A 13,626-nucleotide genomic window follows, 5' to 3' on the forward strand; every position below is an offset into this window, starting at 1 on the left:
GGTTCCGAGGCGCTCCCAAATGCCTCAGAACCGCTCTACCCACGGACGCAGCGCGACCTCGGAGGTCCAGGCGCTGCGATCCTGCCGCAGGACGTCCCAATAGGCCGAGGCGATGGCGTCGGGATCGAGCAGGCTGTCGGGGGCATCCGCCGGCTCCGGGCGGGAGGCGCTGCGGATCCCGCCGTCGATGACGAAATGGGCGACATGGATGCCCTTCGGCTGGAGCTCCCGCGCGAGGCTCTGCGACAGGCCGCGTAAGCCGAACTTGCCCATGGCGAAGGCGGCGGATTCGGCATAGCCCTTCACGCTGGCCGACGCCCCCGTGAACAGGATGGCCCCGTGGCGGCCCGGCAGCATGCGTCTTGCTGCGGCCTGGGCCACGAGGAAACCGCCATAGGCCGAGACCATCAGGGCGTGACGCACCGCGTCCGGGTCGAGATCGGCGACGGGGCCGCGCAACCGGCCGCTGGCATTGTAGATCACCACGTCGGGCGGGCCGCCCAGGGCCGGTTCCATCCGGGCGAACAGTGCCTCCACCTCCGACGGGTCGACGGCATCGCAGGAATGCAGGGCGGCGCCGGTCTCGGCCGCCAGTTCTTCGAGCTTGCCGATGGCGCGCGAGGCGAGGCCGAGGCGAAGGCCTTCGCGGGACAGGCGGCGCGCCAGCGAGGCGCTCAGGCCTTCGCCGGCGCCGACGATGAGGGCACGCTGGTAGGTCGGGACCATGGGGCATCTCCGGATGGCGAGGGTCTGTTGCCGAACGTCCCAGGGCCCGGGAAGGCTCCTGGCCTCAGCCCTCCCGCCGATCGCGAAAAAAATCGCGCAGGAGCGTGGCGGCCTCCGCCTCGCGCAAGCCGCCATAGACCTCCGGCGCATGGTGGCAGGTGGGCTGGTTGAACACCCGTGGCCCGTGTTCCACTCCGCCGCCCTTCGGATCGAGGGCCGCGAAATAGACCCGACGGATGCGCGCGAACGAGATGGCGCCGGCGCACATCGGACAGGGCTCCAGGGTGACGTAGAGGTCGCAGCCGATGAGGCGCTCGTCGTCGATGGCGGCGCAGGCGGCGCGGATCGCCAGGATCTCCGCATGGGCGGTGGGATCGCGCAGCGCGCGGGGGCGATTATGGGCGACGCCGAGGATCGCGCCGTCCCGCACGATCACGGCCCCCACCGGCACCTCTCCTTCGTCGGCCGCGCGGCGGGCGGCATCGAAGGCGAGGCTCAGAGGGTCGGTGGCGTTGCTGGGGGAGAGGGGGGCATTCACTGTCGTCGAACCCAAGATCTGTCTTCATCGAGAAACCCGGCGGGTCGAGATCCCGTGATGGCCCGGCAGGAACATCGCGGCGATGGAGCCGTTTCCTTACCGACGCGGCAAGGCCGCAGGATCTTTTCAGGAGCAGACGATGAGCAGCACCACCGACAAGATCAAGGGTCTCGCCAACGAAGCGGTCGGCAACGTGAAGCAGGGCATCGGCAACGCCACGGACAACGACAAGCTCAAGGCCGAGGGCAAGGCCCAGGAACTGAAGGGCGAAGCCCAGAAGACCGTCGGCGATGCCAAGGACGGCGTCAAGAACGCCGCCGACACGGTGAAGAGCAAGCTCTGAGCTTCGGTACGGAACATTAGAGAAGGCGGCCGGGAGGCCGCCTTTTTCGTATGCGGCTGCAACGCCCCCTTGCGCGGCGGGCGGGCCGCTCCACGCGCAATCGCTCGCAACCTCGCCTCCGCTCTGTTATGGGGCTCGGATGAGCGACAAGACAGACGAACAGACGGGCGGGTCCGAGGACGCGCCCGAGACCAACAACGTTTCCGGCCAAGCGTGGTCCCCGGCGACCGATGCGGGTGTGCCCGGACCTTCCGCCGAAGAGCAGCCGGCTCCGCGCCGGGCCGCGCCCGCCAGGGGCGGCGACGCCCCCCTGCGCCGCAAGGCGGCGTTGCCGCGGCCGGCGGCCAAGGCCGCTGAGGCGGGTGCCACCGGTGATTCCGATTCGGCGACGCCCGAGGGCGACCGTATCGCCAAGGCCATCGCGCGCGCCGGCATCGCGTCCCGCCGCGACGTCGAGGTGATGATCGCCGAGGGCCGCGTCACCCTCAACGGCAAGGTGCTGACCTCGCCGGCGATCAACGTGACGGATGCGGACGAGATCACCGTCGACGGTGAGCCCCTGCCCGCCCGCGAGCGGACCCGGCTGTGGATCTATCACAAGCCGCGGGGCCTCGTGACCACGGCACGCGATCCGGAAGGGCGCCAGACCGTCTTCGAGGCCCTGCCCGAGGACCTGCCGCGCGTGGTCGCCATCGGCCGCCTCGACATCAACACCGAAGGCCTGCTGCTGCTCACCAACGATGGCGGCCTCGCCAAGGTGATCGCCCATCCCGATACCGGATGGCTGCGGCGCTACCGCGTCCGCGCGCATGGCGACACGAATCAGGCCGAGCTCGACAAGCTGCGCAAGGGCGTCACCATCGACGGCATGGATTACGGCCCGGTGGACGCGCTCCTCGACCGGGCCTCGGGCGACAACCTCTGGCTGACGCTGGGCCTGCGCGAAGGCAAGAACCGCGAGGTCAAGCGCATCCTCGAGCACCTGGGTCTGGCCGTGAACCGGCTGATCCGCCTGTCCTTCGGCCCGTTCCAGCTCGGCGACCTCGAAGTGGGCCTCGTCGAGGAGATCCGCACCAAGGTGCTCAAGGAGCAGCTCGGCCCCACCCTCGCCGATCAGGCTGGCGTCGATTTCACCAGCCCCAACCGTGAGCCGATCGCCCCGTTCGGTTCGCCGAAGGCCGCGCAGCAACAGACCAAGCAGCCCGCCCGCAGCGCCTCGGCCGCCGCGGCGCGAAGCGCCGGGCGCAGCTACGACGACGCCCCGCGCGGCGGCGAGCGCGGTGGCGACCGCGACCGTGGCGGCGACCGCCCCCTGCGCAGGCCCGCCGAACCCGCACGGGTTCCCACGGGCGGCAACAGCGCCGGTCCCCGCCGCTCGGTCTGGCGCGCCGAAGAGGCAGCACCCCAGGAGGATGGTGCGCGCCGGGTCAAGATCCCCCGCCGTGGCGCCGATCCCAAGGCCGAGCGTGAGGCATCCGCTGCCCGCGGCCGGGAGCGCGTGGGCGCGATCAATACCGGCGAGCGCCGTGTTCTGGTGGAGCGCCTGAAGGCGAGCCCGCAGGAGCCGGCCCCCGAGCCGCATCGCCGTGATCGCGGTGCCCGGCGTGACGAGACGGGCGGCGCCGAGCGCCCGGTCCGGACGCTGCGCCAATCCGATGCCAAGGCGGCCCGCCGCGAGGAGGCCGATGCCCGGCCGCCGCAGCGCCGGTTCGACGGAGATTCCAGGCCCCCGCGCAGCGATGCAAGGCCCCCGCGCAGCGATGCGAGGCCTCCGCGCCGGGACGATGCTCCGCGCGGCGGTTTCGGGCGGCCCGCCGATGGCGCCGAGCGGCGCGGTCCGCCTCGTGGCGGCGACGAGCGCCCCCGCAGCTTCAAGCCTCGCGATGGCGGCGGCTTCAACGACCGCGCGGAACGTCCGGCTTTCAATCGTGGCGAGCCGCGTGGGGACAAGCCGGCGGGAATCCGCAGCGAGAAGCCGGCCTTCAATCGTGGCGGCGACGATCGTCCCGGCGGCGGCCGGCCGGGCGGGTTCAAGCCCGGCGGCTTCAAGGGAGCGGGCTTCAAGGGCCGCTCCGACGACCGCCAGGGCGGCGACCGTGACATCGGCGCCGAACGCTCGGGCGCCGATCGCGGCGGCTTCCGGCCCGGTGGCAAGCCCGGTGGGTTCGGCAAGCCCGGTGGGTTCGGCAAGCCCGGTGGGTTCGGCAAGCCCGGCGGATCGGGCAAGCCCGCTGGGGCCGGAAGGCCGGGCGGCTTCAAGGCCGGTGGTTCGTCCCGTCCCGGCGGTTCGGCCAAGCCCGGTGGGTTCGGCAATCGCGGCGGTGGCGCGGGCGGCAAGCCCGGTGGCGGGGGCGGACGTCCGCCCCGTGGCGGCTCGCGGTGAGGATCGTCGGCGGCGACCTGCGTGGACGCCGCCTCGCCACCCCGAAATCGGACGCGATCCGGCCGACCTCGGATCGACTGCGCGAGGCGCTCTTCAACGTCCTCGCCCATGCCTATGACGACGCGGTGGCCGGCGCGCGGGTCCTCGATCTCTTCGCCGGAACCGGGGCGCTGAGCTTCGAGGCCCTGTCCCGCGAGGCGAGCTATGCCCTCCTGGTGGACGAGGGCGCCGAAGCGCGCGGTCTGATCCGCGAGAACATCGATGCCCTGGGCTGCGCCGGCAAAACCCGGCTGTTCCGCCGCGATGCGACCAAGCTCGGCCCGGCCGGCACCAGCGGGACCTTCACCCTGGTCTTCTGCGACCCCCCCTACAACCGCGACCTCGCGCCGGCTGCGCTGGCGAGCGCAGCCCATGGCGGGTGGCTCGCCCCCGGCGCCCTGGTGGTGGTCGAGGAGGCGGCGGGCGCCAATGTCGCGCTGCCGCCCGGCTTCACCGAATTGGAGCGGCGGGTCTACGGCGACACCGCCCTGGCTTTCTCGCGCTTCGAGGCCTGAGCCTGCGACCCCGGCGCGCGCCGGGAACCATCGGTCATCGCCGCCGCGTTGCCCCGGCATGGTCCTCGATGACGCCACGCGCGATCCTGTCTCTACCGGCCCTGAGCGGCCGGTCTTCCCTCTGTCACGCCCGTCGAACGCCCCCGTCTCAGCCCGCGCCCGTCTTGCCGTCTGCATCGAACCGGGTCCGCGCGGCCTGGATCGTGGGCAGGTTCGCGAAGGCCCAGGAGCCGAGCGCCTGGACCGGCACCTGAAGCGAGCGGCCGAGCTCGGTGAGTTCGTAATCCACGCGGGGCGGGATTGTCGGCGTGACCGTGCGCGAGACGAGGCCGTCGCGCTCCAGGCCGCGCAGGGTGAAGGTGAGCATCCGCTGCGAGATGCCGCCGATGATCCGCTTCAATTCGTTGAAGCGTCGGGGGCCGTCCGTGAGCGTCATCACCACGAGGATGCTCCACTTGTCGCCGACCCGCGCCAGCACCGTACCGACCACCCGGCAATCGCCGGGGCGGTGAATGGGCTGTGCCTCGGTTACCTCCGTGTGTCCGGGTTCCACGAATGTGCCTCCTTGTGCGAGCGCTGCTCCGGTACTCTATAGCGCCTCGGTATCATTCTGATACCGAGGATCGAACATGAATCTTCTGCACATCGACAGCAGCATCCTGGGCGAGCATTCCGTCAGCCGCGCCGTCTCGGCCGCCATCGTCGCCCGCCTCCGCACGGGAGCGCCCGATCTCGAGGTGACCTATCGCGATCTGGCCGCCACGCCGATCCCTCATCTCTCTGGCGCCTATCTCGCGGGCCATCAGCCCAACGCCACCAACACGCCCGACATCCAGAACGACGTCGCGCTCGGCCGCGCGGTGCTGGCGGAGTTCCTGGCCGCCGACATCGTGGTGATCGGCGCACCACTCTACAATTTCACGATCTCGACGCAGCTCAAGGCCTGGATCGACCGCATCCTCGTGGCCGGCCAGACCTTCAAATACACCGAGAGCGGCGCCGTCGGCCTCGTGCCGGAGAAACGCATCATCGTCGCCGTTGCGCGCGGCGGCCTCTACGGCGCGGGTTCACCCGCCGCCTCGGCGGAGCATGCCGAGACCTATCTACGGGTCGTCCTCGGCTTCATCGGCATCACCAACCCGGAATTCGTCATCGCCGAGGGGATCGCCCTCGGTCCGGAAGCCCGCGAGAAGGCCCTCGCCGGGGCGCTCGACGCCGCCTCCGTTCTGGCTACCGCCTGAAGGCCTAGCGCCGGCCGAACAGCCGCTCGATGTCGTGGAGTTTCAGTTCCACGAAGGTCGGGCGGCCGTGGTTGCAGGTGCCGGCGAAGGGCGTCGCCTCCATCTCGCGCAGGAGCGCGTTCATCTCCTCGGGGCGCAGGCGCCGGCCGGCGCGGATCGAGCCATGGCAGCTCATGCGCGAGAGGATCGCGTCGAGGCGCCGCCCGAGGGGGCCGCCCTCGGTGCCGTCCGCACTCCCCTCCTCCAGTCCGCTCTCGTCGAGGGCGTCGAGGATGTCCTCCAGGAGATGGCGGGTGGACGAATCGGCCAGCGCCACCGGAACCTCGCGCACGAGGACGGCGCCGGTGCCGAAGGCCTCCAGAGTGAGGCCGAGACGGTCGAGGTCGGGGGCGGCCGCGATCAGGCGCTCGGCGTCCTGGGGCGCCATCTCCACCACGTCGGGGATCAGGAGGCCCTGGCGGGCGATGCCGCCGGCGGCGCGCTCGCGCTTCAGCCGCTCGTAGACGAGGCGCTCATGGGCCGCGTGCTGGTCGACGAGGACGATCCCGTCATGGGTCTGGGCGACGATGTAGGTCTCGTGAAGCTGCGCGCGGGCGGCCCCCAGGGGATGCTCGCTGTCGGGTGGTTCGATCTCCGGCTGGCGCAGGTCGGCGCCGGGTGGTGCGAGATCGCCGGAGAACAGCGCCTGCCCGGCTTCCTCGAACCCTGTCTCCGGCCGGCCGAACGCCGCTTGCGGGGCCTCGAACAGGCCCCCGCGCGCACCGAAGGACGATGCCGGCGCGAGGCCGGCGGGCGCGCCGAACGAGGGCAGGCCCGGCGGAAGCGGCACACTGCCCGACCAGGCGCCACGACCCGAATGCGCCTGCATCGCCGGTCGCATCGTCGGTGAGGGATGGCCCGGGCGCAGGGCGTCCAGGGTCCGGGACGCGCCGGTGCTGGCGTTGCGCGCTCCCACCTGACGCAGGGTCTCGTGAATGGCGCTGACGATGAGGGCGCGCACGAGGCCCGGCTCGCGGAAGCGCACCTCCGTCTTGGCGGGATGGACGTTCACGTCGACGAGGGCGGGATCGCAGGTGATGGCGAGGCCGAGCACCGGATGACGGTCCGAACTCATCGTGTCGGCATAGGCCCCGCGCACGGCGCCCAGGAGCAGGCGGTCGCGCACCGGGCGGCCGTTGACCGTGAAGTGGATCTGGTTGCCCGCGCCGCGATGGTAGCTCGGCAGGCCGATATGGCCGGACAGGGCGAAGCCCTCCCGCGCCATGTGGAGGGGGGCCGAGCTCGCGCCGAAATCCGGCCCCAGCACCGCCGTGAGCCGGCGCAAGGCCGCGTCGTCGCCGGTCTCGGCGGAAAAGACGAGGGGGCTGCCGCTCTCGGAGCGGAGGGCGAAGCGGATCCGGGGCTGCGCCACGGCGAGGCGCCGCAACCCATCGGCGATGGCCAGCGCCTCGGCGCGGTCGGATTTCAGGAATTTCAGCCGCGCCGGCGTCGCCGAGAACAGGTCCGTGACCTCGATCCGCGTGCCGCGCGGGCTCGGCGCGGGACGGACCTCGCCCTTGATGCCGGCATCCACCACCAGGGTCGATCCGCTCTCGGCCTCGGCCGTGCGGCTGGTGAGGGAGAGGCGGGCCACCGCCCCGATGGAGGGCAGCGCCTCGCCGCGAAAGCCGAGGGACTCGATGCGGCTCAGGTCGCCACCGGGAAGTTTCGAGGTGGCGTGGCGCTCCACCGCGAGGGCGAGATCGTCGGCGCTCATGCCGGCGCCGTCATCCACCACGCGGATCAGCCGGCGGCCCCCCGCCTCGATGGTCACCTCGATGCTGGTGGCGCCGGCATCGATGGCGTTCTCAACCAGTTCCTTCACGGCGGAGGCCGGGCGCTCCACCACCTCGCCCGCGGCGATGCGGTCCACGAGGATCGGGTCGAGGCGGCGGACGGGGCGGAGCACGGGCGGCATTCCCCCAAGCATAGGCGAGCGCGCCGCCGCCTCAAAGCGCCGCCGACGTCATCGCGGTGGGAAGGATGCGATCAACCGAAGGGAAAGGCGAGACCACGCCCCGCCTGGACCCAGGCCCCCGCGATGACACAGCAGAGGAGGCAGGCCGCCAGGGGCACGAGCACCCGTCGCCTCGGCAGGCCGAGGGCGATGAAGGAGGCGGCGGCGAACGGCACGATCTGTTCCCCGTGCATGCCGAGGAAATGGGCGATCCTCAGGTCGCCGCCCGCCCGGTTCCAGCCGAGCAGGGGCAGGCTCGCACCGGTCGGGCCGACCGCATGGCCATGGTTGGCGCTGAGGGCGATGCCGGTGGCGGCCCCGAGGATCACCGTCGTCGCGAGGCCGAGAATGACCGCCAGACGCAGGCTCGGCTCGAGGCCGGGACGTGGCCGGACCGCCACCGCGATGGCCAGGGGAATCTTGGCAGCGAGCAGGGTCAGGGCCATGAACCCCATCAGGGCGTAGAGGGCGGCGTGCAGCGGATCGCCGTCGTTGAAATGCGATGCCTCGGCCCGCGCCGCCTGCAGGGTGATGTAGGCGAGCTCGAACCCGCCGGCGACGACGAGCAGGAACCGGCCGATCCGCAGCGAGCGCGAACGGCGCCGATCCGGCCGGACGTAGCCGGTGAACCAGGCGAAGGTCACGGCGTACACACCGACCGAAACGAAGAACTTCGCGGGCTTCGCCCAGACGAAGGCGCCATCGATGAGCCTCCCATCGACGAGGGGGAGTGCCAGGGTGACGGCGCCGGTCAGCAGGCAGGCGAGGCCGAAGGCGGTGAGGACGGGATCGTCCGCCCGAAGCCGGGCGAGTGCCGTGGGGCGGAGAGCGTCTCCGCCGAGGGTGAAGGCGATCATGGCCGGGTCTCCAGGCCGAGCCTGCCGGTGCTGAACCCGATGACGAGGGCAAGAAGGAGACCGGCCGGGCCGACCAGGAAGGTGAGGACGAGGCAGGGCAGGAGCAGCAGCGGCGAGATCCCCGCCCCGATCCCGGCGCGGGCGATCCAGGTGCCGACGAAGAGGTCGAAGGCGAGATAATGGATCCAGCCGGCGGTGAGCGCATGGTCGTCCGCGAACAGGGAACGCACCGCCTCGATGGAGTCGAAGCCGCCTTTCGCGCCGCCCGCCAACCCTGCCGCCAGGATGCCGATATAGGCCACCGCCAGAAGCGCCGGCAGGACGAGGCCGGTGCCGATCCAAGTGGCCCTTCGGAGCCGGGGAGCGAACAGCGCGATGGCGAGGGCGACCCAGCCCAAGAGGGCGATCGTGCTGCAGAGGGAGAACAGGCTCGCTGCGGGGATCACGTCTTGCCCATCCTTATCTTGACATCGTATAGATCGAGCATGAGTGAGCATCTTGACACTGTCAAGTCATCGAAGGGCGTCGCAGCCACGGAAGCCTCGGCCTACCATCACGGCGATCTGCGGGCCGCCTTGATCCGGGCGACGACGGCCATCCTGCGGGAGCGCGGGATCGACGGGTTTTCCCTGAGGGAGGCGGCGCGGCGGGCGGGCGTCTCGCCGGCGGCTCCGCAGCATCATTTCGGCGATGCGCGCGGGTTGCTCACCGCCGTGGCGACGGAGGGCTTTAGGATGCTGGGCGACGCGCTGGCCGCGGCCGATTCCGCCGCGACCGACCGCGACGGGCGCATTCGCGCGCAAGGCCGGGCCTATGTCGCCTTCGCCCTCGACCATCCGGCCGAGTTCGACACGATGTGGCGCTGTGCGCGGATCGATACGGGCGACGCGGCTTACGCGGCGGCGGCCGGTCGCGCCTTCGGGCTCCTGAAAGCGGCGGTGGCCGGAACCCCTTTCGAGGATGACGGGCTACCGGCGGCGTCCAATCATGCCGCCCCGGACCCGAGGGCCATCGCCTGCTGGTCCCTGGTCCATGGTCTCGCCCGGCTCGCCCTCGACGGTGCGCTGGGACCGGCCGAGGTGGCGCGTGGGGCCATCGACGGGATGCTGGAGCCTATCCTCGACTGCCTGACGGTGTGATGCCGGGACAGCGCGGCGCGACGCCAGCGCTCATCGCGAGACCATTGGCGGATCCGCTCCAGACTTCGCCGGGTAGGACCCGTCGTCAGGCGACCCCGGCCCGCAGCAGGTCGTGATAATGGACGAGGCCCACGGGGCGCTCGTTCTCGACGACGATCAGCGAGGTGATCTTCATCGATTCCTGGATTTCCAGGGCCTTGGCGAGAAGGGTCTCCGGGCTCACGGTGCGCGGCCGGACGCTCATCAGCGCCTCGACCACGAGGCTGTCGAGATCGGCCCTGAACACGTTGCGGCGCAGGTCGCCGTCGGTGAGGATGCCGGCGAGGCGGCCGTCTTCTTCCACCACCACCACCGATCCGAAGCCCTTGGCGTCGATCTCGGCGATGGCGGCCCGCATACCCGTGCCGCGCCGGACCACCGGCAGCTGGTCACCCGCATGCATCACTTCGCGGACCTGCCGGAGCGAAGCCCCCAGGCGTCCGCCGGGATGGTAGATGCCGAACTCGCGGGCGGAGAAGCCGCGGGCCTCGAGCAGGGCGATGGCGAGGGCGTCGCCCAAAGCGAGCTGCATCGCCGTGGAGGTGGTGGGCGCGAGCCCGTTGGGGCAGGCCTCGCGGGCCTTGGGCAGGGTGAGGCAGATATCGGCCTCACGCCCGAGGGTCGAGCCGGCATTCGCCGTGATGGCGATGAGGCCGACCCGATAGCGCCGCGCATAGCCGATGATGTTGGCGAGTTCCGTGGTCTCGCCCGACCAGGACAGGGCGACGACGACGTCCTGCGGCTGAATCATGCCGAGATCGCCATGGCTCGCCTCGGCCGGATGGACATACAGCGCCGGCGTGCCGGTGGAGGCCATGGTCGCCGCGATCTTGCGGCCGACATGGCCCGATTTGCCCATGCCGGTGAGGATGGCGCGGCCCTTGGCGGCGGAGATGCGCGCGACGGCGTCCGAGAAGGCGGTGCCGAGACCGTTGCCGATGGCCTCCATCAGGCAGCGCAGGCCCTCGCACTCGGTCTCGATGGTGCGCAGGGCCGAGGCGATGGCGGGCGCATGGCCGGCATCGGGGGGCGTCATCCGCTTCTCCGCTGCAGCACCGCCCATGACAATCCTCGCCTTCGCCGGCGCGCGCGGCGCCATGACGTGCCGCCTATGCAAGGCGAATGTGGTCGGATGGGGGCTTGGGCGCGTGGGACGCCGCGCACCGGAATCGGCGGCGGGGCGGAGAAGAAGGTATCGGGGGCCGGCGGGAGGAGGCTCAGACCGGCGGATGGCCTGTAATACGCCGACGTTAAAATATTTCCAATGACAACAAGTGATCGTTAACCGTTCGGCTGGAATGTCAAATCCAAAGTAAAAGCTGATCGTCGCGATCCGCGGTCAGGAAGAGGTTTTCATGTCGATCCAGGCTCTCTCGATTCGTGCCAAGCTCATCACGGCATTCTCCCTGCTTACTTTGTTCGTTGTTGGCCTGGGAGTGCTTGGGATCGTCAGTACGCAGCGCATGCGCGAACAAGCTCTCGACATCGAAAACAACTGGCTCCCCAGTGTTCGTGTCCTCGGCGAGATCGATACTCTGACGGCCCGCAACAACGGCGTCATGCTGCGTCATACGCAGGAAACCGACCCCCAGAAGCTGGCGACCATCGAGGGCGACCTCGCGCGGTTCGGAAAGAGGATCGACGAGAAGAAGCTCGCCTACGAGCGGATGATCGCCTCTCCCGAAGAGCGCGAACTCTACGAGACGTTCACGCGCGAGGCCGCCAAATTCGCCGCGATCCGCCAGACCATCCTGGATATGTCCCGCAACGGGGAGAAGGCGCAGGCCTTCTCGTTCTACGAGACCAAGGGGATCACCATCCGCCGGGGCATGTCGGACGCCCTCGAGAAGCTGGTGAGCCTGAACAATGTCGGGGCGGATCAGGCGCAGGCGCGGAGCAAGTCGGTCTTCGAACAGGCCCGGACCCTGGGCATCGCCGCCATCGTCGTCGCGGTCCTCCTCTCCGTCCTGTCCGCCTTCCTGATCATCCGCGGCGTGACCCGAGGCATCGATTCCGTGGTGCAGCCGATGCAGGCCCTCGCCGCCGGCGACCTGTCGGTGACCATCCCGCACCAGAACGCCAGGACCGAGATCGGGCGCATCGCCGACGCCGTGCAGGTGTTCAAGGACGGATTGCACCGGATGAAGGCTCTGGAAGACGAGACCGTCCTGGTCCGTGCCGGCGCGGAAGCGCAGCGCAAGGCCGCCATGCGGTCCATGGCCGACGGCTTCGAGTCCGCCGTCGGCGGGATCATCCAGACCGTGTCCAGTTCGGCGACGGAGTTGCAGGCTACCGCGCAGGGCATGGCCGGCACCGCGACGCAGACCGCCGCGCAATCCACCAGCGTCGCCGCCGCGGCGGAACAGGCCGCCTCAAACGTCACCACCGTGGCGGCGGCGGCCGAGGAACTCGGCTCGTCGGTGCAGGAAATCGGCCGTCAGGTCAGCGCCTCGGCCAGCCTGGCCCATGTCGCCGTCGAGGAAACCGCGCGGACCGCGCTGCTCGTGAAGGACCTGAACAGCGCCGTGGCGAAGATCGGCGACGTGGTGACGATGATCAGCGCCATCGCGGGCCAGACCAACCTCCTGGCCCTGAACGCGACCATCGAGGCGGCCCGTGCCGGCGAGTCGGGGCGCGGATTCGCCGTCGTCGCCGCCGAGGTGAAGGAACTCGCCAACCAGACCGCCAGGGCGACCGAGGAGATCGGCGGCCATATCGCCTCGATCCAAGGCTCCACCGATCAGGCGGTCTCGGCGATCGGCGGCATCACCACCCGCATTCAGGAGATCAGCGCCGTCGCCACCACGATCGCCGCCGCGGTGGAGGAGCAGGGCGCCGCCACGCAGGAGATCGTCCGCAACGTGTCCCAGGCCGCCACCGGCACGGGAGAGGTCACGGTGAACATCGCGGGCGTGGCCGGTGCCGCCGAGGAGACCGGCGCTGCCGCCAGCCAGGTGCTCGGCGCGGCATCGGAGCTGTCGCGCCAGTCCGAACATCTCAACTCCGAGCTGGGCCGCTTCCTCGCCACGATCCGCGCGGCCTGACCGGGGTCGGGCTCCCGCGGAGGGAGCGCCGTCTCCCTCCGCGACAGGTCTGGTCGCCTCATGGGTTCGCCACGAGCGTCACGTGGCGATTGCCCTCCGGGTCGCCCATTCCGACTCGGAAGGCGACGGCGCGGCGCCGGATGCCCCTAGGTCGACTGGCGAAATCCTCCCCCGGCGCGGTATGCCTTTCGGATGCAGCGCGTCATCGTCATGGGGCCGCCCGGAAGCGGGAAATCGACACTGGCGCGGCGTCTCGGCGCCGCGCATGACCTGCCCGTCTTCCATCTCGACCAGGCCTATTTTCGTCCCGGCTGGGAGCCCGTGCCGGCCACCGAGTTCCGTACCGAAGTCGAGCGCCTCGCGGCCCTCCCCCGCTGGATCATCGACGGGAACTACACGGACCTCATCGGGCCGCGCTTCGAGGCGGCGGATACCCTGGTCTATCTCGATCTCCCGGCCTGGCTGACGATGGCGCGCGTGATCCGGCGCCTGGCGGCGAGCTATCGCCGGGTCCGGCCGGACGCGGCCCGCGGATGCCCGGAACGGCTCGACGCCGAGTTCCTGCATTACGTCTGGACCTGGAACCGCAAGAGGCGAGCCCGGAACCTCGCCCTGATCGAGAGGTTTTCCGGCAAGGTCATCATCTTGGCGAGCCGGGCGGAGCAGCGGCGGTTCGGAGGTACGTGACCTTTCTCCGAACGGCGCTCGCGTGGTCGGGGGCGGCTGTCATCGCCGGCCTGCCCTCGCTAAGAGTGCCTCACAAAAC

General features: G+C 70.6%; 14 protein-coding genes. 7 read left to right on the forward strand and 7 right to left on the reverse strand.

All coding sequences use genetic code 11. From position 1 onward, the window contains the following. Positions 1 to 24 precede the first annotated feature (24 nt). Together ASF08_RS20155 and ASF08_RS20160 are read right to left on the reverse strand one after the other, a co-directional pair. Positions 25 to 726, reverse strand: coding sequence for an SDR family NAD(P)-dependent oxidoreductase (locus tag ASF08_RS20155; protein ID WP_056149034.1), 702 nt, complete (start codon positions 724 to 726; stop codon positions 25 to 27). Between the two features lie 64 nt (positions 727 to 790). Continuing rightward, positions 791 to 1,264: a nucleoside deaminase gene (locus ASF08_RS20160; protein ID WP_056149036.1), complete on the reverse strand. Its 474-nt coding sequence runs from the start codon at positions 1,262 to 1,264 to the stop codon at positions 791 to 793. A 139-nt stretch (positions 1,265 to 1,403) separates the two neighbouring features. Between ASF08_RS20160 and ASF08_RS20165 the strand changes: the two genes are divergently transcribed. From ASF08_RS20165 to rsmD, 3 genes are all read left to right on the forward strand, one after another. Continuing rightward, positions 1,404 to 1,607 (forward strand): CsbD family protein, encoded by a 204-nt coding sequence (locus tag ASF08_RS20165; protein WP_026175827.1) that lies wholly within the window; start codon positions 1,404 to 1,406, stop codon positions 1,605 to 1,607. Positions 1,608 to 1,746: 139 nt separating this feature from the next. Then, positions 1,747 to 3,990, forward strand: a complete 2,244-nt coding sequence (locus tag ASF08_RS20170) for a pseudouridine synthase (protein WP_156629665.1) — start codon at positions 1,747 to 1,749, stop codon at positions 3,988 to 3,990. Further along, complete coding sequence (rsmD, locus tag ASF08_RS20175) at positions 3,987 to 4,544, forward strand: 16S rRNA (guanine(966)-N(2))-methyltransferase RsmD (protein WP_056149039.1); 558 nt, start codon at positions 3,987 to 3,989, stop codon at positions 4,542 to 4,544. Before ASF08_RS20170 ends, rsmD begins: the two co-directional genes overlap by 4 nt. Before the next feature lie 148 nt (positions 4,545 to 4,692). Here the strand turns inward: rsmD and ASF08_RS20180 are convergent, their stop codons facing one another. After that, positions 4,693 to 5,097: a winged helix-turn-helix transcriptional regulator gene (locus ASF08_RS20180; protein WP_056149041.1), complete on the reverse strand. Its 405-nt coding sequence runs from the start codon at positions 5,095 to 5,097 to the stop codon at positions 4,693 to 4,695. Between the two features lie 76 nt (positions 5,098 to 5,173). Here ASF08_RS20180 and ASF08_RS20185 point away from each other — a divergent pair, with 76 nt between their 5' ends. Next, on the forward strand, positions 5,174 to 5,785 hold the full coding sequence (locus ASF08_RS20185; protein WP_056149043.1) for an FMN-dependent NADH-azoreductase: 612 nt from the start codon (positions 5,174 to 5,176) through the stop codon (positions 5,783 to 5,785). A 4-nt stretch (positions 5,786 to 5,789) separates the two neighbouring features. On the opposite strand, the gene mutL is transcribed toward ASF08_RS20185, so the two are convergent. The 3 genes from mutL to ASF08_RS20200 all read right to left on the reverse strand — a co-directional run bounded on the left by mutL (position 5,790) and on the right by ASF08_RS20200 (position 9,084). Continuing rightward, a complete protein-coding gene (gene mutL / locus ASF08_RS20190) occupies positions 5,790 to 7,742 on the reverse strand; it encodes a DNA mismatch repair endonuclease MutL (RefSeq protein ID WP_056149046.1) in 1,953 nt (650 codons plus the stop codon). Between the two features lie 71 nt (positions 7,743 to 7,813). Continuing rightward, on the reverse strand, positions 7,814 to 8,638 hold the full coding sequence (locus ASF08_RS20195; RefSeq protein WP_056149048.1) for a hypothetical protein: 825 nt from the start codon (positions 8,636 to 8,638) through the stop codon (positions 7,814 to 7,816). Next, a complete protein-coding gene (locus ASF08_RS20200; RefSeq protein WP_056149049.1) occupies positions 8,635 to 9,084 on the reverse strand; it encodes an abscisic acid-deficient protein Aba4 family protein in 450 nt (149 codons plus the stop codon). The genes ASF08_RS20195 and ASF08_RS20200 overlap by 4 nt, the downstream gene beginning before the upstream one ends. A gap of 39 nt (positions 9,085 to 9,123) precedes the next feature. Here ASF08_RS20200 and ASF08_RS20205 point away from each other — a divergent pair, with 39 nt between their 5' ends. Next, on the forward strand, positions 9,124 to 9,777 hold the full coding sequence (locus ASF08_RS20205; RefSeq protein WP_056149051.1) for a TetR/AcrR family transcriptional regulator: 654 nt from the start codon (positions 9,124 to 9,126) through the stop codon (positions 9,775 to 9,777). 85 nt (positions 9,778 to 9,862) lie between these two features. Here the strand turns inward: ASF08_RS20205 and ASF08_RS20210 are convergent, their stop codons facing one another. After that, positions 9,863 to 10,879 (reverse strand): KpsF/GutQ family sugar-phosphate isomerase, encoded by a 1,017-nt coding sequence (locus ASF08_RS20210; protein ID WP_056149053.1) that lies wholly within the window; start codon positions 10,877 to 10,879, stop codon positions 9,863 to 9,865. A 292-nt stretch (positions 10,880 to 11,171) separates the two neighbouring features. Between ASF08_RS20210 and ASF08_RS20215 the strand changes: the two genes are divergently transcribed. Both ASF08_RS20215 and ASF08_RS20220 read left to right on the forward strand, forming a co-directional pair. After that, positions 11,172 to 12,860: a methyl-accepting chemotaxis protein gene (locus tag ASF08_RS20215; protein WP_056149055.1), complete on the forward strand. Its 1,689-nt coding sequence runs from the start codon at positions 11,172 to 11,174 to the stop codon at positions 12,858 to 12,860. 192 nt (positions 12,861 to 13,052) lie between these two features. Continuing rightward, a complete protein-coding gene (locus ASF08_RS20220; RefSeq protein WP_056149057.1) occupies positions 13,053 to 13,547 on the forward strand; it encodes an AAA family ATPase in 495 nt (164 codons plus the stop codon). The last annotated feature ends 79 nt before the right edge of the window (positions 13,548 to 13,626 follow it).

The sequence above is a fragment of the Methylobacterium sp. Leaf85 genome (assembly GCF_001422125.1).
In the GTDB taxonomy this organism is placed as follows: Bacteria; Pseudomonadota; Alphaproteobacteria; order Rhizobiales; family Beijerinckiaceae; genus Methylobacterium; species Methylobacterium bullatum.